At 63.7% G+C, this 20565-nt stretch carries 23 protein-coding genes; 5 read left to right on the top strand and 18 right to left on the bottom strand.

Annotation, left to right across the window (positions count from 1 at the left end):
• The first annotated feature begins 416 nt into the window (after positions 1-416).
• Positions 417-626, top strand: a complete 210-nt coding sequence (locus HMPREF2967_RS07925) for a hypothetical protein (RefSeq protein WP_070685946.1) — start codon at positions 417-419, stop codon at positions 624-626.
• A gap of 125 nt (positions 627-751) precedes the next feature.
• Here HMPREF2967_RS07925 and lepA read toward each other — a convergent pair whose 3' ends face one another.
• Complete coding sequence (gene lepA, locus HMPREF2967_RS07930; protein WP_070519533.1) at positions 752-2599, bottom strand: translation elongation factor 4; 1848 nt, start codon at positions 2597-2599, stop codon at positions 752-754.
• A gap of 18 nt (positions 2600-2617) precedes the next feature.
• On the opposite strand from lepA, the gene HMPREF2967_RS07935 reads away from it, so the two are divergent.
• The 4 genes from HMPREF2967_RS07935 (at position 2618) to HMPREF2967_RS07950 (ending at position 5502) form a co-directional block, all read left to right on the top strand.
• Positions 2618-3139, top strand: a complete 522-nt coding sequence (locus tag HMPREF2967_RS07935; protein ID WP_070519531.1) for a type II toxin-antitoxin system PemK/MazF family toxin — start codon at positions 2618-2620, stop codon at positions 3137-3139.
• A 118-nt stretch (positions 3140-3257) separates the two neighbouring features.
• Positions 3258-3521 (top strand): 30S ribosomal protein S20, encoded by a 264-nt coding sequence (gene rpsT / locus HMPREF2967_RS07940; protein ID WP_010190855.1) that lies wholly within the window; start codon positions 3258-3260, stop codon positions 3519-3521.
• Positions 3522-4331, top strand: coding sequence for a DNA adenine methylase (locus tag HMPREF2967_RS07945; RefSeq protein WP_070685948.1), 810 nt, complete (start codon positions 3522-3524; stop codon positions 4329-4331).
• A complete protein-coding gene (locus tag HMPREF2967_RS07950; protein WP_232770767.1) occupies positions 4324-5502 on the top strand; it encodes a type II restriction enzyme in 1179 nt (392 codons plus the stop codon). Before HMPREF2967_RS07945 ends, HMPREF2967_RS07950 begins: the two co-directional genes overlap by 8 nt.
• On the opposite strand, the gene HMPREF2967_RS07955 is transcribed toward HMPREF2967_RS07950, so the two are convergent.
• From HMPREF2967_RS07955 to obgE, 17 genes are all read right to left on the bottom strand, one after another.
• On the bottom strand, positions 5499-6140 hold the full coding sequence (locus HMPREF2967_RS07955; protein ID WP_070519522.1) for a LysE family translocator: 642 nt from the start codon (positions 6138-6140) through the stop codon (positions 5499-5501). The genes HMPREF2967_RS07950 and HMPREF2967_RS07955 overlap by 4 nt on opposite strands.
• Entirely contained in the window at positions 6137-6505 is a 369-nt protein-coding gene (locus HMPREF2967_RS07960) for an ankyrin repeat domain-containing protein (RefSeq protein WP_070565192.1), read from the bottom strand. Before HMPREF2967_RS07960 ends, HMPREF2967_RS07955 begins: the two co-directional genes overlap by 4 nt.
• Before the next feature lie 11 nt (positions 6506-6516).
• Positions 6517-7464 carry a DNA polymerase III subunit delta gene (gene holA, locus HMPREF2967_RS07965; protein ID WP_070685952.1) on the bottom strand — a complete coding sequence of 316 codons (948 nt, stop codon included), beginning with the start codon at positions 7462-7464 and terminating at the stop codon, positions 6517-6519.
• Positions 7461-8711 carry a ComEC/Rec2 family competence protein gene (locus tag HMPREF2967_RS07970; RefSeq protein ID WP_070685954.1) on the bottom strand — a complete coding sequence of 417 codons (1251 nt, stop codon included), beginning with the start codon at positions 8709-8711 and terminating at the stop codon, positions 7461-7463. The genes holA and HMPREF2967_RS07970 overlap by 4 nt, the downstream gene beginning before the upstream one ends.
• A complete protein-coding gene (locus tag HMPREF2967_RS07975; protein WP_070684278.1) occupies positions 8708-9310 on the bottom strand; it encodes a ComEA family DNA-binding protein in 603 nt (200 codons plus the stop codon). The genes HMPREF2967_RS07970 and HMPREF2967_RS07975 overlap by 4 nt, the downstream gene beginning before the upstream one ends.
• A gap of 104 nt (positions 9311-9414) precedes the next feature.
• Positions 9415-10203: a DegV family protein gene (locus tag HMPREF2967_RS07980; protein ID WP_070685956.1), complete on the bottom strand. Its 789-nt coding sequence runs from the start codon at positions 10201-10203 to the stop codon at positions 9415-9417.
• Positions 10203-10901, bottom strand: coding sequence for a histidine phosphatase family protein (locus HMPREF2967_RS07985; RefSeq protein WP_070685958.1), 699 nt, complete (start codon positions 10899-10901; stop codon positions 10203-10205). Before HMPREF2967_RS07985 ends, HMPREF2967_RS07980 begins: the two co-directional genes overlap by 1 nt.
• Entirely contained in the window at positions 10898-11365 is a 468-nt protein-coding gene (gene rsfS, locus HMPREF2967_RS07990; protein ID WP_070447864.1) for a ribosome silencing factor, read from the bottom strand. The genes HMPREF2967_RS07985 and rsfS overlap by 4 nt, the downstream gene beginning before the upstream one ends.
• A gap of 105 nt (positions 11366-11470) precedes the next feature.
• Positions 11471-12088: a nicotinate-nucleotide adenylyltransferase gene (nadD, locus tag HMPREF2967_RS07995; protein WP_070530460.1), complete on the bottom strand. Its 618-nt coding sequence runs from the start codon at positions 12086-12088 to the stop codon at positions 11471-11473.
• On the bottom strand, positions 12081-12938 hold the full coding sequence (locus HMPREF2967_RS08000; protein WP_070685960.1) for a cutinase family protein: 858 nt from the start codon (positions 12936-12938) through the stop codon (positions 12081-12083). Before HMPREF2967_RS08000 ends, nadD begins: the two co-directional genes overlap by 8 nt.
• A 10-nt stretch (positions 12939-12948) precedes the next feature.
• The gene (locus tag HMPREF2967_RS08005) at positions 12949-13869 is read right to left on the bottom strand and encodes a cutinase family protein (RefSeq protein WP_070565174.1); all 921 of its coding nucleotides are present in this window, start codon (positions 13867-13869) and stop codon (positions 12949-12951) included.
• A 185-nt stretch (positions 13870-14054) separates the two neighbouring features.
• The gene (locus HMPREF2967_RS08010) at positions 14055-15323 is read right to left on the bottom strand and encodes a glutamate-5-semialdehyde dehydrogenase (protein WP_070565171.1); all 1269 of its coding nucleotides are present in this window, start codon (positions 15321-15323) and stop codon (positions 14055-14057) included.
• A gap of 74 nt (positions 15324-15397) precedes the next feature.
• Entirely contained in the window at positions 15398-15904 is a 507-nt protein-coding gene (locus tag HMPREF2967_RS08015) for a DUF1707 SHOCT-like domain-containing protein (RefSeq protein ID WP_070565168.1), read from the bottom strand.
• The gene (locus HMPREF2967_RS08020; protein ID WP_070565165.1) at positions 15904-16809 is read right to left on the bottom strand and encodes a D-isomer specific 2-hydroxyacid dehydrogenase family protein; all 906 of its coding nucleotides are present in this window, start codon (positions 16807-16809) and stop codon (positions 15904-15906) included. Before HMPREF2967_RS08020 ends, HMPREF2967_RS08015 begins: the two co-directional genes overlap by 1 nt.
• Positions 16810-16823: 14 nt before the next feature.
• A complete protein-coding gene (locus HMPREF2967_RS08025) occupies positions 16824-17753 on the bottom strand; it encodes a D-isomer specific 2-hydroxyacid dehydrogenase family protein (RefSeq protein WP_070565162.1) in 930 nt (309 codons plus the stop codon).
• Entirely contained in the window at positions 17753-18985 is a 1233-nt protein-coding gene (gene proB, locus HMPREF2967_RS08030; protein WP_070564657.1) for a glutamate 5-kinase, read from the bottom strand. Before proB ends, HMPREF2967_RS08025 begins: the two co-directional genes overlap by 1 nt.
• 19 nt (positions 18986-19004) lie before the next feature.
• Entirely contained in the window at positions 19005-20534 is a 1530-nt protein-coding gene (obgE, locus tag HMPREF2967_RS08035) for a GTPase ObgE (RefSeq protein WP_070685962.1), read from the bottom strand.
• Positions 20535-20565 lie beyond the last annotated feature (31 nt).

Raw genomic sequence — 20565 nt, forward strand, 5'->3', positions numbered from 1 at the left:
AACACCGGGGTCAGCTTCATCCCACCCTGGGGCACACCAATCACCGCAATGCCGGAATACCAAGAAGCAGTAGCCAGACTCGCCGCCGAACAAGCAGGACAACCACCAGAGGAACCACCCGACAGCAGCTAACACCCACAGCCACCACACGCAGCAACGGCAGGAAGGAAACAGCTGACCACCAGTGACAACACTGCCACCCTCGGACCACGTCAAGGCACGCGGGCACATCGGTGATCCTTAAGTCAGCGCACTCGTCGGCCTAGGACAGGTTGAGACGAAAACCGGTGATCCCTGCCTGAACTTCCCCGGAATAGTGGGTGCACTGGTTCTAATTCAATACCGTGCACATAAAAGGCTTGTTATCGTACTAGTAGCTACAGTGACCGAAGTTTTCACGCATGAAAGGACTACTCGTGACTAACCAAGTAAGCGTGTGGAAGATTGCCACCTCAATCGCAGTCGCGGGCAGCATCCTCCTGCTTATTCTTTACGTGGGCCTAAGCCGCTATTACAACTCACAAGAGCTCGCCATGCTTGTGAACGGCGCCACCGCCAACGGCCAGGACTACTCGGTGACAATCCACAATCAGCTCACCGGCAGCTACTCCTTTAACGCCCAGTAGGCAGGCTGAAAGCGCCATATCAAACCGGGCGCTTTTAGCCTCCAACAGCGCAAGTTCGCCCTGATCAGCACCAATAGCTCCAGACAGTGATGGTGGCCCGACCGGTACCGGAGGTGCTCGATGCGTTAGTCGGCGTCCGTGGACAGCGCCGCCACGAATGCCTCCTGCGGCACGGAAACGGAACCGATGGACTTCATGCGCTTCTTACCGGCCTTCTGCTTCTCCAGCAGCTTGCGCTTACGCGAGATATCGCCGCCGTAGCACTTGGCCAGCACGTCCTTGCGCATCGCGCGGATGTTTTCACGCGCGATGATCTTCGAGCCGATGGCCGCCTGGACCGGCACCTCGAACTGCTGGCGCGGGATGATCTCCTTGAGCTTCTTCGTCATCTTATTGCCGTACCACTGCGCGGAATCACGGTGCACGATCGCGGAGAAGGCATCCACCGGATCACCGTTGAGCAGGATATCCACCTTCACCAAGTCCGCTAGCTGCTCCCCGGCCTCCTCGTAGTTGAGGGAAGCATAGCCCTTGGTGCGGGACTTCAGCATGTCGAAGAAGTCGAAGATGATTTCACCCAGCGGCATGGTGTAGCGCAGCTCCACGCGGTCCTCGGACAGGTAGTCCATGCCACCCATCTGGCCGCGCTTGGACTGGCACAGCTCCATCGTCGGGCCCACAAACTCCTCCGGCACGATGATGGTCATCTTCACAATCGGCTCGTGAACCTCACGCAGCTTGCCCGCCGGCCAGTCGGACGGGTTGTGCACATACGATTCCTCGCCGTCCTCAGCCACCACGCGGTAGGTCACCGACGGGGCGGTGGAAATCAGGTCCAAGCCAAACTCTCGCTCCAAACGGTCACGCGTGATTTCCATGTGCAGCAGGCCCAAGAATCCGCAGCGGAAGCCGAAGCCCAGGGCCACGGAGGTCTCGGGCTCGAAGGTGAGGGAGGCGTCGTTAAGCTGCAGCTTCTCCAGCGCATCGCGCAAGTCCGGGAAGTCCGCCTGGGAAATCGGGAACAAACCGGAATACACCATGGGGTTCGGGTCGGCGTAGCCCTTGAGCGGCTCGCTCGCGCCATTCGACGCCCACGTAATCGTGTCACCCACCTTGGTCTCACGCACATTCTTCACGCCGGTAATGAGGTAGCCCACCTCGCCCGGGCCCAGGCCCTCGCATTTCTGCATGGTCGGTGAAACAATGCCCACCTCCAGAAGCTCGTGGTTGGCACCCGTGGACATCATGGTGACCTTCTGGCGCGGGGTGAGCTTGCCGTCCATCATGCGGATATAGGTCACCACGCCGCGGTAGGTGTCGTAGACCGAGTCGAAGACCATGGCGCGGGCCGGGGCATCGGGCCCGAATTCGGAGGTGGGCGCCGGGACAAGCTCCGCAACCTTGTCCAGCAACTCCGCCACGCCCTCGCCGGTCTTGCCGGAGACGCGCAGCACCTCTTCCGGCTCGCAGCCGATGATGTGGGCGATCTCCAGGGAGTACTTCTCCGGGTCGGCCGCGGGCAGGTCAATCTTGTTAAGGACCGGGATGATCTCCAGGTCATTCTCCATAGCCAGGTAAAGGTTGGCCAGGGTTTGGGCCTCGATGCCTTGGGCGGCGTCGACAAGCAAGATGGCGCCCTCACACGCCTCCAGCGCGCGGGAGACCTCGTAAGTGAAGTCCACGTGGCCGGGAGTATCGATCATCTGCATGACGATCTCCTCCCCCTTCAGGGGACCGGACTGGGGAATCCAGGGCAGGCGCACGTTCTGCGCCTTAATGGTGATGCCGCGCTCGCGCTCGATATCCATGTTGTCGAGGTATTGGTCGCGCATGTCGCGCTCCTCCACCACCTGCGACAACTGCAGGATGCGATCAGCCAGCGTCGACTTGCCGTGGTCGATGTGGGCGATAATGCAAAAGTTTCGGATCTTGGACGGATCCGTAAACGTAGTAGCCGCGAAGTTTGTAGACATGCGTTTAGAATAGACGACATGTCTAGGTTGGCCCGCATTCTCGGCATCGGAGGCCCCGAGCCTGTCGACGCCGGCCTCGAGCGCATCACCGAACGCTTGGGGTTGAACCAAAACGATTCCGTGACGGAACCCCGCAAGGCCGCCGATATCCGCGTCGAGGCCGCCTCCGCCCACCCGCGCAGCGTCTTCTTCACCCCGGACATGGACGGGCAGGCTGACTCCGGGGAGGTCGTGTGGGTGTGGGCGCCTTCCGATGGCAAGCAATCCCCGCCGCGTGAGCGCGCAGTGCTGATTGTCTCCCGCACGCGCACCACGGTCCTGGGCCTGCTCATCTCCTCCAACCCGGGCCACGCGAACAAAGAAGAGTGGCTCGATATCGGCACCGGCGAGTGGGATGAAACCGGCCGGCAATGCTGGGTGCGGATGGATCGAGTGCTGGAGATTTCTGAGGAACAGTGCCGTCGGCAGGGAACGCTCTTCCCGGAGCGGCGCTTCGAGCGCATTGCCAACCGCCTGCGCTCCCGCTATCACTGGGCGTGATTTGGGGATTTAGCCTGAGCCCTGATAAATTTCTTGGGATGCCGGGGCACGCTGGCGGTCAGGACCTTGGGTCCGCCTTCCTCGGTAAAACATTCCTACGACGATAAGAGGTAGAACGATGGCAAACATCAAGTCCAAGCAGAAGCGCATCCTGACCAACGAGAAGTCGCGTCAGCGCAACAAGTCCGTACGCTCCGCCGTGCGTACCGAGATCCGCAAGTTCCGCGAGGCCGTCGCCGCTGGCGACAAGGCTGCCGCTGAGAAGCAGCTGCGCGTTGCTTCCCGCGCACTGGACAAGTCCGTGTCGAAGGGCGTCTTCCACCGCAACACCGCGGCTAACAAGAAGTCCGGCATGGCCACCGCCTTCAACAAGATGGCCTAAATGAAACCGCTCCTGAAGTGGGTAGGGGGAAAGCGCCAGCTGCTACCCGTTATCCACTCCATGCTGCCCGAGAGCTTCGACACTTATGTCGAGCCTTTCTTGGGCGGCGGAGCGGTTCTTTTTTCTTTGGCGCCCGAACGCGCCCGGGTCAATGACCTGAACACCGAGCTCATCACCGTCTACGAGGTGGTCCGCGATGACGTGGACGAGCTCATTGCCCTTTTAAAGGGCTATCCGAATGATTCGGATTTCTTCTACGAGATGCGCGCCCGCGACCGCGAGCCGGAGTTTGCGCACTTGAGTCCCGTGGAGCGGGCTGCACGCACGATTTATTTGAATAAGACCTGCTACAACGGTCTTTATCGGGTGAATAACTCGGGTCAGTTCAACGCCCCGTTTGGCCGCTATGCCAACCCGAAGATCTGTGATGAGCCGAATCTGCGCGCGGTTTCGGAGTACCTGTCCTCCCACGACGTGACGTTCTATAACGGCGATTATGCCGCGGTGGAGGCCAACGAGGGGGATTTTGTTTACTTCGATCCGCCATACGATCCGGTCAACCCCACGAGCAATTTCACCGGCTATCAGTCGGGGGGCTTCGGCCGCGAGGACCAGATTCGGCTGAAGGAAACCTGCGATGCCCTTACTGCGCGCGGGGTGAAGTTCCTGCTGTCGAATTCGGCGACGGACTTCATCAAGGAGCTGTACGCGGACTATCGCATCGAGATCGTGGGGGCTACGCGCGCGGTGAATTCCGTGGCGTCGAAGCGCGGCAAGGTCGATGAGGTGCTCGTGCGCAATTATGCTTAACGACGCCGCCTGGGACCGTGTCTATCCCCACCTCGCCGCCGACATCGCGGACCAGGGCTATGTGGTGTTGCCCGCCGCGAAGCTCAAGGAGCTTTCCGGGCGCGAGCCGCGGTTGATGGCCAAGCACGATTTTTCCGCCGCGCGCCCCGAGGTGCTTCGCCAGCACGGGTTGTCCATGCTGCCGATTCGCCGCGATGCCTACCTGATTGGCCGCTTTGACCTGTACCAGCCTTTCCCGGAGGAGGCCGGGCCGCTGAAGTCGATGCCGGTTCCGGGGCACATCCAGTCCATTGACTTCGAGAACTTGACCTCGGAGGCCGCAGCGTTGACCGCAGCGCACTTAAGCGGCATGCTTGATGATTTCTTGGGCGGTGAGTTGGTACCGACCGTCAGCGGGCGCATGTCGACGCTCACGCTGCCCATGCGGGTCGGCGGACGCGATATCGAGGTGGACCGCGCCCAGATGGAGATCGACGCCGGCTTCGAATCCGCCGAGCACCTCGTGCTCGTGGAGGCGAAGAACCACATCTCCCCCGACTTCAACATCCGTCAGCTCTACTTCCCTTTCCGCCGCTTCTCGCGGGCACTGGATAAAGAAGTGGTGCCGGTGTATCTGGTCTATTCCAATGGCATCTTTCACTTCTACCGCTATGTGTTTAGGCAGCCGGAGGACTTCCGCAGCATCGAGCTGGTGAGCGCGGCGCGCTACGTTTTGGGCGAGTCCGGTGTGACTGATGCGGCGGTGCGCGAGGTTCTGGAGCACACGAAGGTCGAGGGCACGCGCGTTCCCTTCCCCCAGGCGGATTCCTTTGCCCGCGTCATCAGCTTGCTGGAGAACCCCGTGCCGAAGGCGGAGATGCCCGAGGCCTTCGGCTTTACCCCGCGCCAGGCTGATTACTACACCAACGCCGCCCGCTACTTAGGTTTGACCAAGCTCAGCGGCACGCGCGACGAGCGCAACCTCGCCCTCGTTGAGGCGCTGGCCTCGCGGCCGGTGTTCCGGGAGATGGTGCGGTTTGTCGTCGATAAGCACTGCGCTCTGAGCAAGGCCGAGGCGGCCGGGTTCATGCGCGCGGCGAACCTGGGCCTGGGTGAGACGACCCTGCGCCGCCGCTCCGCCACGGTCGCGGCGTGGTCCCAGTGGCTCAAAGAGCTACTCGAGCAGGCCTAGGCGGCCTGGATGCCGGCCCACACCAGCGCGCAGCCGGCCACCACGAAGAAGGCACCGGAACCGATGTCGATCCACGGGCCGGCGGCCAGCAGGCGGCGGCGAATCGCGCGGGTCGAGATGACCGCCGAGAGGACAACGAAAAGCAGGTAGCTCGACAGCGACAGGCTCAACACCAAAGCCACCGAAAGCCACACCGGCGGGTGCGGCGGCAGCAGCGGGGCGATCATAGCGGCGAGAAAGAGCACGATCTTGGGGTTGGACAGGTTGGTGGCCAACCCCGTGCGGAAGACCTTGCCCACCGAGCCCAAGCGGGCGGCGGCCTCCTCCTCATCCACCGGCGGCTGCTTGCGCAGCTCCAGCCCGGAGCGAATGGAAAGCACGCCCATGAAGACGAGGAAGCAACCGCCAATCACCTGAATCAGGGAGAGAACTCCCGGGAAGGCGGTCAGCAAAGCGGCCGCGCCAAACACAGTCAGCGTGCACCAGAACAGCACGCCGACCTGAATGCCCGTCGACGCCGCGATGGCGTGGCGGCGCGAGCGCGTGGCATAGCGTGTCACCAGCACAATGTCGGGGCCGGGTGCCGCCGCGCCGACGAGGTTCATGAGGAGGATGGCCGCAAACGCGGACCAGCTCATGACAGGCGCTCGAGAAGATCCTCACGGCCGAACATGCGAGCCGAGTCGAGGGCATTTGGCTGGCCGGCAGTGGGGTCGGCGCCGGCGTCGAGAAGGGCGTCGATCACCGCGTCTTCCTTCTTGAAAATAGCCCCGGCCAACGGCGACTGGCCGCGATCGTTGAGGAGGTTGACGTCGGCCCCCGCTGCGGCGAGCTGGCGCACCAGCTCCGTATGGCCGTGGTAGGCGGCGAGCATGATGAAGGACTGCCCGTCCTGGTTCACCATGTCGACGTTGACGCCCTGCTTGATGTACTCGAGCAGCGTGGCATCGCCATTGCGGGCAAAGTCAAAAAGCTTGGTGGCAAAGTTCTGGATGTCATCCATGAGGGGTTAGTCTAGCGCGCCAGCTCCGCCACTCGTTTAACGGCCGCCTCGACGGCGAAATCCCCGTCCCCGCCCTGTCCCTTGACCGCGGCATCCAGCTCCGCCATGAGGATCACGGCCTTGGTGATATTCTCCCCCGACCACCGCCGCGCCACCGGCTGCGTCAGCTTAACCGCATAGGGCGCCATCCCGGCCTGAGAAGCCAGCGAGTATTGATCCCCGCGTGCGGAGTAGAGGCGCGCGATATTACCCACCTTGCTGGCCAGCGCCGAGGCGATGGCCACGGGGCTCGCCCCCAACTGCAGCGCGCGGCGGCACGTGGACACCGCCGCCTCCACGCGGCCTGCCACAGCGGCATCCGCGATATCCCAGTTGGCCACCTCGGCCACACCTACGTAGTACGCGTGCACCGCCTCGCGGGTCACCTTGCCGCCTGTGTCGAAGACGAGCTGCGAGATGGCGGAGGCGAGCTCGCGGAGGTCGGAGCCGACGCCGTCGAGAAGCGCCTGCACCACATCCGGTGTAGGCCGCACCCCATGCGAGGCGAACTCACGCGTAGCCCACTGCGCGAGCTCGTTCGGGTAGAGGGAAAAGACCTCATGCACCTCGGCCGTCTTGCGCAGCGCCGCGATGAGCTCCGGCGGCTTCTTCTTTTTCTTCAGCGTCTTCGCCGTCACCGAGTACATCAAAATGAGCGTGATACCGGGCATGGGATTAGCGCAGGCGTCGAGGAGGATCTTCGTAACCTCCTTACCGGCCCTCTCCACGTCGCTGATGACGATGACGCGGTCCTCCCCAAACAGGGAGGGGCTGGTGGCTTCCAGGATTTCGCCCTCGCTGACCTCGGAGGCCTTGAGCTTGGTTACCTCGCCCTGTTGGATGGACAGGCGGGCGCGCTCGGCCAGGAATTCATCATCACCGAGGATGAGGTGCACGGGGGCAGAAGACATGCCTGTCATCTTAGCAACGCCGCAATGACCCACCCGCCAAGTAGGAGCATCGCGACGGGCCCCGCCGCCACGGTGGTCACCGGCATGGAGGAGGCGACGAAGTGGATCCAATCCGCCAGCGGCTCAATAAGGATCACCAGGGGCCTGCCCCACCCCACCTGCGCCAGGACGGCGGCGATGAGCCCCACGACGGTGATAATAGGCACGACCGGGGCCACCAGCACGTTGGCAATGACTGACACCACCGAGACCCGCCCGCTCATCAGCGCAATGAGCGGCATGGTCACGATATCCGCAGCAATGGCCACCGCAAAGGCCCGGGCCACGATGCCCGTGCCCAGCACCCGCAATAGCAGCGGGCTGAGCGCCACGATGCCTGCGGTGGCCGCGACGGAGAGCGCGAAGCCGAAGCTGACCGCTAGGTCGCTGTCCGCCGCGAGCAGAAAGAGCACTCCAAGAGCCAGGGCATGGAGCGGCTCCATCTTCGAGGAGCTGAGCACCGCCGCCAGCCCCGCCAGCCCAGCGACGGTGGCGCGCTGGACGGAGGGCTCCCACCCCACCAGTGCCACGAACAACGCCAACGCGCTTGCCGACGCCCCCACTCTCACCCTCTGCCCCGGCACCACCAACGCCGCCGCGGTGCACACGATGGCAACGTTGGAGCCGGACACAGCACTCAAATGCGATAGACCCGTGTCGATGTAGAGCTGCTTATCCTCGGGGCTTTGCAGGCTGGTATCGCCCAAGACCATGCCGGGGATAAGGCCGTTGTCACACACGGCACGGAAGTTTTCCGCGACCGCCGCCGTCCAGCTATGAGAGTGTGCGGTGAGCTCGCCACTGAAGACGGTCTTGCCTACTCCTACCTGATCCGAGGGGCCGGGGTGACCGTGCACCGTCACCAGCGAGCCACCGAAGGCCTCCGGTTCCTCCTTGAGGAAGACGGGCAGCTGCGCCGGGTAGCCCGGCACGCGCAGGCGCACCATCCACCCGGATGCCGTCTCAACCGGGTCGGCGGCGAGCTTTCCCGTCACCTCCGAGCCGAAGTGGAACGCCGCGGCGCGCACCGAGCGCACATAAGCCAGGGTGGCGAAGATGACCCCGCTCGCCGCACATAGGATACCCTGCCCGCGCCACTGACCGCGCGCTAGAACGAAACACACCAGCCCGCCCAACAACCACGGATGCCCGAAAAGCACGGCGAGCGTGGCCAGCCACGCCACCACCGCGGCGGGCACGAGCCGCAGCTCTCTCACGGCCGGACCTTGTCCTTCAGCTTCGCGAACTTCGCCGGGCCAATGCCTGAAACGTCCATGAGCTGCTCCACGGTGGTGAAGCTGCCGACCTCCTCGCGGTGCGCGATGATCGCCGCCGCCGTGGCCGGGCCAATACCCGGAAGCTCCGTCAGCTCCTCCTCGCTGGCGGAGTTGAGGGAGATAGTGTCTTCGGCCGCAGCGCCTGGGGCAGCGGGTGGAGCGCCGACGGTGATCTGCTCGCCGTCGTTAAGCTTCTGCGCCAGGTTGAGGTTATCGGTGGGCACGCGCGGGCGCGCCACCTCGAGGGCGTCGTTGATGCGCGCACCAGGCGCCAAGGTCACCAGCCCCGGCTGCTCTACCTCACCCACGACCGCAACCACGATATCCGCCGCCGCCTCGCTGCTCGGCGCAGCAACCTCATAGGGGTTCTCCGCACTGCGGCTCGCCCCCAGCCAGGCCAGAAGTGCAACGCCGGCCACGCCTACAACAGCCAGCGCCAACCAGGGCGGGACGCGCACGCGCGGAAAGTCGACGTTGAGCAGTTCTTCTTCCCCGGTCGGGCGGGTGAGGTCGCGGAGGCGATCAGCAATGGCGTTCATGCCCGCGACGCTACGCAGCGTCCACACCCCCGTCGAGGGCTTAAGCCGCAGCCTGTGGATAACTTGTTGAAGACGTCAACAACGTCTTTAGCTCGGCTCCGCCGTCAGCTAAAGACCGCGGAGACGCCGATGGCTCCGGGGCCGACGTGGACTGCGAGGACGTCGGTAAGCGGCACCAGCATGAAAGAGGAATCCGGCAGGGCCAAACGCAGCAAGTCCTCCAGCCGGCGGGCCGAGACCTTGTCCTCGTTGTACTGCACCGCGATGAAGGCCGGCTTGCCCTCGGCGCGGGAGGCCACCAGGTCCACGAGCTTGGTAAAGGCCTTGGTTTGGGTGCGGGTCTTGCCCACCATCTCCAGCTTGCCGCTCTGAATGGCCATGATCGGCTTGGTGGCCAGCAGCGCAGTGGACAGCATCGCCGTGGCCGCAGACATGCGCCCGGAACGGCGAAGCTCCTCCGTTGAGTTGAGATAGACCCAGGTGTGCCCGCGCTCAAGGGTATTGATGGCGGCGGCATAGCACTCGTCGAGTGAGGCGCCTTCCTGGGCAAGCTTGGCCGCCGCCATGGCAGCCGCGCCCATGACCATGCCCGCGCTGCCGGAATCGATAACGCGCACGGTGCCTGGGAAGACGCCAGAAGCAGTCACCGCCGCGGACCACGTCGAGGACAGCTCCTTCGAGAGGTGGATTGCCAGCACGCCATCATCGCCGGAGCGCTCCATCTGACGACCGTATAAAGCGGCCAATTCGAGGGCAGTCAGACCCGAGGTGGACAGCTCCGCGCCGTCCTTGCCGTGGCTTTCCATAACGTGCAAGTCAACGACGCACATGTCGAGCTCCTCGACGATATCCGCCGGCAAACCCGCGGCGGAATCGGTGACGACGCGAATCACTAGACGTCCGCCCCTGCACCACCAACGACAGCACCGCCCATGTTCCAGCCGTCGAAGTACCACTGGGCGCGGCTGACGTTCTCCGGGGTAAATTTCAGCGGTGACAGCGGCCGGGCAGCATCGAACTCGGGCCGCGCGGTCAGCTGCGACCAGTGAGTATTCTTCAATCCGGAGAGGATTCCATACTGGTGGTGCTCAAGGCCTAAAAGGTGGCAGGTCAGCGCGGAGATAGCACCGCCGTGAGCGACGACAAGCACCGCTCCCTCATCCCACTGCGGATGCTTCTGCATGAGCTCATCGATGACCGGACGGGCGCGGTTGGCCACGTCCACACGGCTCTCGCCCTGCGGCGGCGCCCAGGTGGGGTCGTGGCGCCACAGCGCCCGCGCTCCGGGAAACTGCTCGTCCACTTCAGCCGATGTCATCCCCTGCCACTCACCCAGGTGGGTTTCGCGCAAGCGCTTATCGACGGACACCTCAAGCCCCAAACGCCGAGCGATGATCTCCGCGGTGTCGCGCGCACGGATGAGATCTGAGGAGACGATCGCGGTGATGTCTTTGCCCTCAAGCAGGTCAGCAGCCGCGCGCGCCTGCGAGTACCCTACCTCTGATAGCTCGGTGTCCAAGTGCCCCTGCATCCGGCCGGTGGCGTTATAGGTGGTCTGGCCGTGGCGGATGAGGAGGAGGCGGCGGGTCATAATTCGTCGTCTTCCGGCTCTGGCTGGGCCAGGGGAATCTCATCGATCGATTCAACATCGCGCGGGTTGACTTCATCAGACCACTCGCCGGGGCGCTCCGGGGTGTCCAGACCGGGGATGTCGAGAAGCGGGCAGTCGTGGTACAGGCGGTCCAGGCCGTAGAACTCGCGCTGATCGTTGCGCTGAACGTGGACCACGATGGGGCCGTAATCGAGCAGGACCCAACGGTTCTCGCGATTGCCTTCGCGGCGCTTGGGTTCAAAGCCCTTCTTGGTCAGCTCGTCTTCAACTTCCTCGACGATGGACCCCACCTGGCGCTCGGTATCGGCAGAGGCCAAGACGAAGACCTCGGTAATCGCCAGCACGTCGGAAACGTCAATAGCGGCGATGTTGGTGGCCAGCTTTTCATCCGCAGCCAAGGCGGCGGTTTCCGCCATCTGGCGTGCTTCATCAGTAATCGACATGACAATCCCTACACAAGTACGTTTTCTTAAGATCTCTAGTCTTACACGACAAGGCTCATTTTCCTAGTCGAATTCCCCCGCCCGACTACCGGAAAGGCACAGACGTTACAGGGGCTTTTCCGGGTGCGGACCATAGAGGTGGTTCTTGGCAATGTATTGCACCACCCCATCCGGCACGAGGTACCACACCGGCTGGCCCTGCTGCGCGCGGGCACGGCAATCGGTCGAGGAAATGGCCATGGCGGGGATTTCAATCAGCTCGATGTCATCCTGGGAATCCTGCGGCAGCATGTCCTTGCGCAGGTCATAGCCTGGACGGGTCACGCCAACGAAGTGAGCCATCTCCAGCATCTCCTCCCAGTTGCGCCAGCTCATGATGGAGGCCACCGAATCGGCGCCGGTGATGAAGTAAAGCTCGGCGTCTGGGAAGATTCCGCGCAGATCCCGCAGCGTATCGATGGTGTAGGTGGGGCCTTCGCGGTCGATGTCCACGCGGGAAACGGTAAAGCGCGGGTTCGACGCCGTGGCCACCATGGTCATCAGGTAGCGGTGCTCGGCGGCGGTGACCTGCTTGTCGGCCTTTTGCCAAGGCTGGCCAGTGGGGACGAAGACCACCGTGTCGAGGCGGAAACGGTGGGCTACCTCGCTGGCGGCGACGAGGTGACCGTTATGGATGGGGTCGAAGGTGCCACCCATGATGCCGATGCGTTGCGGACTAGTCATGGCTGGTGAGTATACCGGCCACCGTGTCAATGACCTGCACGTCCTGCCCAGTAGGCTCCGCCAAGAAATAGGAGGCGTGGCGCTCGGCCTTGGTGGCCAGTGCGCGGTTTGCGGCGTCGAGGGAGAAATCGCAGACGAAATCCCCGTCTAGGCAGTAGTCGACGTAGCGCTGCGCCGGCAGCCCGGCACGGTTCTTAACCCACGGCACCTGGTGCACGGGGTTGCCAAAAGTGATCACCCCGTGCAAGCGCCCGGTATCGGCCAGGTAGCCCTCCACACTCGTTGCCACGAGCGCTCCCTGGGAGTAGCCAGCTGCTACCCAGCGCGGGTGGCAGCCGGTGGTGGCTTCATAGTTGTCCACCACCTTCGGTGCATTGCGGGCGCCGGTGCGAAGACTGTCAGCAGCCCCTAGCGTTACCGAGTACGCCATCTCCCCGATGGAATGTTCCTGAAGGATCCCGAGCGCTCGCTGCACAAGCTGAAGCGGGCCCAAGTCTTCACCCTCCTGCGCCAAGGGCGGCAGGTTCATCGAGGCCGGGTACGCCTCCGGGTCAAGCGCCAGCACATAAACGCCATCCATTGTGCCGGGGTGGCGCTGCTCTACCTGATGGAACAGGGCGGCAAAGTTGCGTCCCTCAAAGCCGGTGGATTCCGGCGCACGTTCGGAGTAACGCTGCGGGCCTACGTATTCGCCCTGTTCCTCGTTCTGGTCTGAACCGCGCGCGGCGAGCACCACGGTGTCGGGGCACGTGCCGACACCACTCGCCGAGGCCACCGGCGCGCTGAGAAGGGACGCTGCCGTGCCAAGGGCGGCAGCTACACAGGAAACACGAAAAGAAAGAGACTTCATTCTTTCCTGTTTAGCGGAAACGGACGCCATCTACCATGCGGCCGATGGAATCGTAGACTTGGTTATCCCACTGGTGGTAGGTGAAGAAGTACTGGCCATGGGAGCCGCCAGTGGGCTTGGCGGCGTAGAGGGTCTGTGCGGAGAGGTCGCACACGGCGTCGAGCGGCAGGCAGTAGTCCACGCGGCTGACGTTGGCGCGCATCTGCGGGAAGTAGCCCATCGGGCCGCCCGCGCCCTGGGTTGCGCCGACGACGGCCGGGTCCCCTGCGCGGGTCAGCGGGTTACCAAAGGTCACGACGCCTGCGAGCTGACCGCGGTGGGCCAGTTCCACCTCGTGGTTGGCCAGGATCATGGCGCCCTGGGAGTAGCCGGACAGGATGTATTGCGGGTGGCAACCGGTGGCGGCTTCATAGCTGTTGATCGCGCTGGTCACTCCACGATTGCCGGTCTGCACGGAGTACATGAACTGGTTGATGGCGGAGACTGCGGTGTTGATGACCGGGTTGGCGTACTGCGTGGCCAGGCGCACGAGGTCAGCCGCGGTGTTCGGAACCGACTCGTTCGGAACAGAGTATTCCGGGTAGGTCGCCGGATAGTACTGCGGCTCCAGGCCCAGCACGTAGACGTCCTTCATCAGCGAATTTCCGCCGTGAGTGGCCTGGTAGCGTGCCTCGGCGCCCTGCAGCATGGCGCGGATGGATTCGCCCTCCCATCCATTGGATGCGCGGCCGCCCTGGTTCGAATACTGCGTGGGGTAGACCTGACCGTTTTGGCCAGAGCCGCGCGCGGCGACGACGACCACTGCGGGGCACTGTTCGTCAGCGTGCGCGGCGGGTGCAGAGATGGTTTGAGGGACAATGAAGGCGGACACGGCCATGACGGCGGCGGCCACGGAGGAAGCAATGCGGGACAGCATGGGAGAAGGCACCATTCAGTTCTTTGTTATTACCGCGCTTTAGAATACCCAGTGCTCCCCCAGCGCGCAGCACGAACCCCGCGCAAGGCAAAACAATCTACTCGAAAAGTTTTCGAGTAGATTGTTTTGCGCAGGTCAGCCTCGAAAAATTCTTTTCGAGTAGCTTTCGAGTACCTTTCGAGTAGCTTTTCTAGCTGTCCCTAGGGGCGGGTCTGGCCGGTGCCCTGCAGCACCCATTTGGTGGATGTTAGCTCCGGCAGCGCCATCGGGCCGCGCGCATGCAGCTTCTGGGTGGAGATGCCGATTTCGGCGCCCATGCCGTATACCTCACCATCGGTAAACGCGGTGGAGGCGTTGAGCATGACCGCTGCGGCATCTACCTCGTTGGCGAAGGTCAGCAGCACGTCAGCATCCTGGGCCGCAATGGCCTCAGTGTGGCCGGTGGTGTACTCGGCAATGTGCGCGATGGCGCCGTTGACGCCGTCGACCACCTTGGCGCAGATATCCATGGAGAGGAATTCTTCGCGCCACTCCTCGTCGGTGGCCTCCACGGCGTCCTCAACGCCGAAGGCCTCGAGCTCCTTCACGTCGCCGTGGATGGTGACCCCTGCCTCCTGAAGGGAGGTGATGATGCGGAGCTTCGAGGCGTCGTCAAGGGCAGCGTCGATCAGCACGCCTTCCGTGGCATTGCACACCGAGGTGCGGCGGGTCTTGCCGTTGATCACCATGTCGATGGCCTTGTCCAGGTCAGCGGAGGCATCGACATAGAAGTGGCAGTTGCCGGTACCGGTCTCGATGGCGGGGACGGTGGCGTTTTCCACGACGGCGTTGATAAGGCGCGCGCCGCCACGCGGGATGACCAGGTCCACCAGTCCGCGGGCGGTGATGAGGTCCTGCACGGAATCGTGGGTCTCACAAGGCAGAAGCTGCACGCCTTCGCGCGGCAGATCAAACTCCACGAGGGTGTCCTGGAGGAGCTCGACGAGCTTGGCGTTGGAGTTCTTCGCGGACTTGGAACCTCGCAGCAGCGGCACGTTGCCGGACTTGAGGGCCAAGCCGAAGGCATCGACGGTGACGTTCGGGCGGGCCTCGTAGACCATGCCCATCACGCCGAGCGGCACGCGGACCTGCTTCATCTGGATGCCGTTATCCATGGTGCGCCCCTGCAGGATCTCCCCTACCGGGTCCTGGAGGGAGGCTACTTGGCGAAGCCCGTCGGCGATGCCCTCGATGCGGGCGACATCAAGCGACAAGCGGTCGATGAGGGATTCGGACATGCCGTTGGCGCGGCCGGCCTCGATATCGAGCTGGTTCGCCGCGAGGATGTCCTCGGTGTGCGCAATCAGATTCTCAGCGGCGCGGTTGAGGATTTCATTCTTGCGCGGGGTGGGCAGCTGCGCGAACTGTGGCGCCACCGCCTTGGCAGCGCGGGCTTTGGACAGAACTTCTTCACGTTCGGTGTTGCTCATGCCATACCAGCGTACGGAAGGTCTGCCCGCTTGTCAGGGTTTTGTGCAGCTATGGGGCGCTGATCGGTCTTTGGCTAAGCCCCGAGTTCGCGGCGGCGCTCGGCCGCGGCACGCAGGCGCTCGGCGCGCTTTTTCTCTTCCCCTTCGGAAAGCTCATCAAAAAGCTCTTCATCCGAATCGCTGAAGTTCAGTATCGCGCGCACCCCCACCGAAGCAATACCACCGGCGACGAAAGCCAGCCAGAAGTAACTCCAGTCGAAGACGAAAAGGCCCAAGAAGAACACGATGGTCGCCACCGACCAGATAACAGCATCTGCTGTCTGCACCTTGCGGCCGCGGGCGAGCATGTACTCCAGCTCCGCTTCGTGGCGGGTGGCGGGCGCTGAAGCACGTGGGGCAGCAAGCTCCGGCAGATCCGCAAAGAGCTTTGCGACGTCCCCGCGGGTCCGCGCTACAGCAGCCTCGCCGGTGCGCTGCTCGAATTCATCAGGTGCCAACGCGCCGTTGACGAAGTGCTGGCTCAACTGCTCTAGGGCCTCAGAGCGCTCCGCATCGCCGACTCGGATATCGGGGTTCTCCATTAGTAGCCTGCCTTCGGGTCAACCAGAGTAGGCAGCTTGTCCCCCGCCGCGAAAGCCTCGGCCACCTTGATGGTGTGCGCGCCAATTTTTTCCCGCACGGAGCGCATCGTATTGGCAATGTGTGGGGTGATAACCACGCGCTTGTCGTGCCACAGCGGGTGCTCCTCTGGGAGCGGTTCAGGATCCGTGACATCGAGGGCCGCGCCGGCAATCTCCCCAGACTCCAAGGCAGCAACGAGGTCCTCGGTCTTAATGAGCGGGCCGCGGCCGACGTTGACGACAACAGCATGTTCTGGCATCTGCTTGAAGGCTTCCCTATCCACCATGTGGCGGGTCTCCGGGGTCAGCGGAGCGATAAGCACGAAGTAGTCCGCCTTCGGCCACACCTTCTCCACCTGGGAAATCGGGTAGGTCTCCTCCGCACCCTCGACCGGATTGCCGGAGCGATTCACCGCGATGATGCGCGGTCCGAAACCAGACAGCATGCTGATCAGACGCTTGCCAATGCCGCCGGCACCAATAATGGCGACCGTCTTATCGTCATAAAGATAGGAGGTATGGGCTTCCATCTCGGCATAGGAATCGAACGTGCCGTTAACGCGGCGGTGCGCGTGCAGCTGCGCCAACAGCAGCGCGATGGTGGATTCCGCCACCGTGTTGTCATACACACCAGCCGCGTTCGACCACGGCACGCTGCTCCTCTTCATCACTTCAAGCACGTGGTCCACGCCCGCCGAGGGAATCTGCACGAAGCCGATGTTCTCTGGGAGCGGATCCGGGAAATCGCTGCCGTCGCCGGTGTAGATGAGGAAGGAGGCCTCACTAAGTGGAGCGCGCTCGAACCCTGCGGCGTCGAGCACCTCAATGGTTTCCTCCCACGGGTGTGGTTCGATAGCGTACTTCATGCACATCCTCCTAGTTAGTATCCGGCGTCCGGGTCGACGCGGGTAGGCATGTCCTCGCCGCCCTCCCACGCAGCGGCGTTGGCATTGAAGATAGCACCCAGGTGGTACTGGGCCACGTGATCCGAAGCCGCCATGTGCGGCGTCAGCGTGGCGTTGGGCAAATCGTAGAGCGGGTGGCCATCCGGAAGCGGCTCCGGATCCATGACCTCCAAGCCCGCGCCGGCAATCTCGCCCGTGCGCAATGCGTCCACGAGGTCGTCCGTGACCACTGTGCTGCCGCGGCCGACGTTAATAAACACCGCCGAGCGCTTCATCGCGTGGAACACGGCGGCGGTGAAGAACGCTTCCGTCGCTTCCGTCGCCGGCAGGATGCTGACGACGAAATCCGCATCCGCCCAGGCCTCGTCCACGCGCTCGATGGGTAGCGTCACATCCGCGCCGTCAACCGGGCGGCCCGTGCGGTTGACCGCTGTGATGTGCGCACCGAAGGGCGCGAGGTAGGCCATAAGCTGCTTGCCGATTCCTCCCGCGCCTACGATGAGCACACGTGCTGGCCCCTGCTGGTCATAGAGCCAAGCCTGGGATTCATCGAGAGCGCGCGCCACCGACCAGGACTTCGCCAGGGCGAAAGCCTTGTGGTGGTGCGCCTGGGACAACATGAGCCCCAGCGCGGATTCCGCCACGGGCTTGGCAAAAGCTCCCGCAGAGTTACACCACGGGAGGCCATCCTTCCGGATGAGCCCGGCGTCGATGTGGCGGTTAACCCCGGTAAAGCAGTATTGCACCCACTGGATATTCTCCGGGATTTCCGGGGTCTGCGCCGGGTCCGAGGCGGTGTTCACAAAGACCTCGGCGTCCTCCAAGCTCTCGACACGCTCGTGCCCGGCGGCGTCGATATCTGCCACGGTTGCCGCCCACACGTCGGGGCCCATGAAATAACGCATTAAATACGGGAGGCGAAGTTGGACAGGTAGTCGGCATGGACAACCGGGCGGCGCATATCCTCCGGCAGCTCATCGGTGTGCTTGCCCAGCAGGTTGTGCAGCGTGGTGGAGTCATAGCCCACCTCGCCGCGGCCGATGACCTGGCCTTTGGGGCCCATGATGTCCACGATCTCGCCGGCGTTGAACTCGCCCTTAATGTCGGTAATGCCCACGGCCAGCAGGGAGTTTCCACCGCGGACTACGGCCTCCATGGCGCCCTCGTCCAAGCGCAGGGATCCGCCGGTATCCGCGCAGTAGAGAGCCCAGAACTTCCAAGCAGACAGGCGGCGCTCCTCGCGGGTGTGGAAGACGGTGCCTACGGAGGCGTCGTCAAGCGCCTGCCCAATATTATCCGCCGAGGTCAGCAGCACCGGAATGCCGCCGCGCGTGGCCAGGCGGGCAGCCGAGACCTTCGTGGCCATGCCGCCGGTGCCGACCTTGCCGCCATCGCCGGCCACGACCGCCTTGAGGTCCTTACCGGTGCGCACCTCCTCCACGAACTTGGCGTCCGGTTCGGCCGGGTTCTTGTCGTAGAGGCCGTCCACGTCAGAGAAAAGGAAGAGGGCATCCGCGCCGACCAGATTGGCCACGAGCGCAGAAAGGCGGTCGTTATCACCGAAGTGCATCTCGGAGGTGGCCACGGTGTCGTTCTCGTTGACGATGGGCACCGTGCGCATCTGGCGCAGACGGTCAATGGTGCGCTGGGCGTTGCGGGCGCGATCGCGCTTGCCGACGTCCGACGCGGTCAGCAGCACCTGGCCAATGGTGCGGTTATAGCGGGCAAAGGACACACCCCACTCGTAGGCGAGGTGCACCTGGCCCACCGCGGCGGCGGCCTGCTTGGTGGCCAGATCGGTGGGGCGGGTGGTCAGGCCCAGCGGGCCCATTCCGGCGGCCACGGCACCGGAGGAGACGATGATGATGTCGGAGACGTTCATGCGTGCGCAGACGGCGTCGACGATCTTGTCGATCTTCTCGGTGGAGGTCACGAAGTCATCGCGCGTTAGCGACGAGGATCCGATCTTGATGACGATGCGCTTGGCTTTAGAGATCTCCTCGCGCAGCGGCGAGGAGAAACCGCTGGATTTCTCCGATAACGTGGTGGTCTCCGGGTAGTCCACGTCCGGGGTCGGCCCCTCGAAGGGTTCGAGGGGGAGAGGATAGTCGAGCTGGTTGTCGTGTTCGGATGACATACCAGCTCAGTATACCGGGCTAACCCTGCCAGCGATCGCGGTTCGCGGACTCGCGAGTGACTTCCCCGTCCGTGCCAAAGTCGAACTCGTCCACGAGGCCGCGGCGCGCCTGGGAGGCGCGCTTGCGCTCGGCGGCGGAAACGCGGTCGGTGCCCATGAGGCGGCCGTCCTGTCCGCGGCCCGCATCAGTTGCGCGGCCACCGGCCATCGGCTCATACTCGAAGGTGATGTCCCCGATGGTGACCGGGCAGCCTTCCTCCGCGCCCTGGCGGTGCAGCTCTTCCTCGACTCCGGCCTTGGCCAGGCGGTCTGCGAGGTAGCCCACGGCCTCGTCGTTTTCGAAGTCAGTCTGGCGAATCCAGCGGTCGATCTTGTCGCCCTCGACGATGAATCCGCCCTCCACCTCGGGGTCGGGGCGGACGGTGAAGTCGGCGAAGGAGCCCTTCTTTTTCTTGCCCACGGACTTGGGCTGAATGATGGTGTGGTTCTTGTCCACCGCCGCCTTGGGCTGTGACTTGCGGTGTTCTTTCACCATCTCCATCAGCTTGTACTTGAGGGGCTCTAGCCCCTTGCGCGCCACCGCGGAAATGATGAAGACCGGCCAGCCGTATTTCTCCTCGAGGTCTCCCTTGACAAATTCCGCGAGCTCCTCTGCCTCGGGAACATCCGCTTTATTAAGGATGATGACGCGCGGGCGCCCGCGCAGGTCACCGAGCCCGGTGTCCTGCTCCAGGAGCTCCTGGTACTTGGCCAGCTCGGTCTCGAGCGCCTCGATGTCGGAGAGCGGATCGCGGCCCGGCTCGATGGAAGCGGTATCCACCACGTGGGCGAGAACCGCTGTGCGCTCAATGTGGCGTAGGAAGTCGAGGCCTAGGCCCTTGCCCTCGGCGGCTCCCGGGATGAGCCCCGGGACATCCGCCATGGTGAAGGACTCGTAGCCCATGTCCACCACGCCCAGGTTGGGCTGGAGGGTGGTGAAGGGATAGTCACCGATCTTCGGCTTGGCTGCCGAAAGCACAGAAATGAGGGAGGACTTGCCCGCGGAGGGGAAACCGACGAGGCCGACGTCCGCCATGGACTTCAGCTCCAAGATTAGATCGCGCGCCTCGCCCGGCTCTCCCTGCAGCGCAAAGCCCGGGGCCTTGCGGGCTGCCGAGGCTAGCGCTGCGTTTCCCAGTCCGCCGAAACCACCCTCCGCGGCCACGAAACGGGTTCCCGGGACCGTGAGATCCGCGAGCATCTCCCCGTCCTCGGTATAGACCACGGTGCCTTCAGGGACCTCGAGGATGAGGTCCTCGCCGCGCGCGCCGTTGCGCCAGTCACCGGCGCCGTTGCCGCCGCGGCCGGACTTCAGGTGCGGGCGGTAGTGGAAATCCATGAGGGTGTGGATCTGGGGTGAGACCTCCAGCAGGATGTCTCCGCCGTGGCCGCCGTTGCCGCCATCGGGCCCGCCGAGCGGCTTAAATTTTTCGCGGTGGACGGAGGCGCAGCCGTGTCCGCCGTCGCCTGCCTGCAAGTGCAAAACCACTCGGTCAATGAATCGTGCCATTCTCGCTACTCTCCGTACTGGCCGTTGCCAG

The sequence above is a fragment of the Corynebacterium sp. HMSC059E07 genome, assembly GCF_001814395.1.
In the GTDB taxonomy this organism is placed as follows: Bacteria; Actinomycetota; Actinomycetes; order Mycobacteriales; family Mycobacteriaceae; genus Corynebacterium; species Corynebacterium hesseae.

What these genes read in the sequence shown, in the direction of transcription:
- HMPREF2967_RS07975 (WP_070684278.1), bottom strand. Translation starts at nt 9,310, where the DNA reads ATGAACGCCATTGCTGATCGCCTCCGCGACCTCACCCGCCCGACCGGG.
- HMPREF2967_RS08015 (WP_070565168.1), bottom strand. Translation starts at nt 15,904, where the DNA reads ATGGAGAACCCCGATATCCGAGTCGGCGATGCGGAGCGCTCTGAGGCC.
- HMPREF2967_RS07945 (WP_070685948.1), top strand. Translation starts at nt 3,522, where the DNA reads ATGAAACCGCTCCTGAAGTGGGTAGGGGGAAAGCGCCAGCTGCTACCC.
- HMPREF2967_RS07960 (WP_070565192.1), bottom strand. Translation starts at nt 6,505, where the DNA reads ATGGATGACATCCAGAACTTTGCCACCAAGCTTTTTGACTTTGCCCGC.
- HMPREF2967_RS08010 (WP_070565171.1), bottom strand. Translation starts at nt 15,323, where the DNA reads ATGAGCAACACCGAACGTGAAGAAGTTCTGTCCAAAGCCCGCGCTGCC.
- HMPREF2967_RS07955 (WP_070519522.1), bottom strand. Translation starts at nt 6,140, where the DNA reads ATGAGCTGGTCCGCGTTTGCGGCCATCCTCCTCATGAACCTCGTCGGC.
- obgE (WP_070685962.1), bottom strand. Translation starts at nt 20,534, where the DNA reads ATGGCACGATTCATTGACCGAGTGGTTTTGCACTTGCAGGCAGGCGAC.
- rpsT (WP_010190855.1), top strand. Translation starts at nt 3,258, where the DNA reads ATGGCAAACATCAAGTCCAAGCAGAAGCGCATCCTGACCAACGAGAAG.
- HMPREF2967_RS08020 (WP_070565165.1), bottom strand. Translation starts at nt 16,809, where the DNA reads ATGAAGTACGCTATCGAACCACACCCGTGGGAGGAAACCATTGAGGTG.
- HMPREF2967_RS08025 (WP_070565162.1), bottom strand. Translation starts at nt 17,753, where the DNA reads ATGCGTTATTTCATGGGCCCCGACGTGTGGGCGGCAACCGTGGCAGAT.
- HMPREF2967_RS07985 (WP_070685958.1), bottom strand. Translation starts at nt 10,901, where the DNA reads ATGACCCGCCGCCTCCTCCTCATCCGCCACGGCCAGACCACCTATAAC.
- lepA (WP_070519533.1), bottom strand. Translation starts at nt 2,599, where the DNA reads ATGTCTACAAACTTCGCGGCTACTACGTTTACGGATCCGTCCAAGATC.
- holA (WP_070685952.1), bottom strand. Translation starts at nt 7,464, where the DNA reads ATGACAGGCATGTCTTCTGCCCCCGTGCACCTCATCCTCGGTGATGAT.
- HMPREF2967_RS07935 (WP_070519531.1), top strand. Translation starts at nt 2,618, where the DNA reads ATGTCTAGGTTGGCCCGCATTCTCGGCATCGGAGGCCCCGAGCCTGTC.
- HMPREF2967_RS07950 (WP_232770767.1), top strand. Translation starts at nt 4,324, where the DNA reads ATGCTTAACGACGCCGCCTGGGACCGTGTCTATCCCCACCTCGCCGCC.
- proB (WP_070564657.1), bottom strand. Translation starts at nt 18,985, where the DNA reads ATGTCATCCGAACACGACAACCAGCTCGACTATCCTCTCCCCCTCGAA.
- HMPREF2967_RS08000 (WP_070685960.1), bottom strand. Translation starts at nt 12,938, where the DNA reads ATGAAGTCTCTTTCTTTTCGTGTTTCCTGTGTAGCTGCCGCCCTTGGC.
- HMPREF2967_RS08005 (WP_070565174.1), bottom strand. Translation starts at nt 13,869, where the DNA reads ATGGTGCCTTCTCCCATGCTGTCCCGCATTGCTTCCTCCGTGGCCGCC.
- rsfS (WP_070447864.1), bottom strand. Translation starts at nt 11,365, where the DNA reads ATGTCGATTACTGATGAAGCACGCCAGATGGCGGAAACCGCCGCCTTG.
- nadD (WP_070530460.1), bottom strand. Translation starts at nt 12,088, where the DNA reads ATGACTAGTCCGCAACGCATCGGCATCATGGGTGGCACCTTCGACCCC.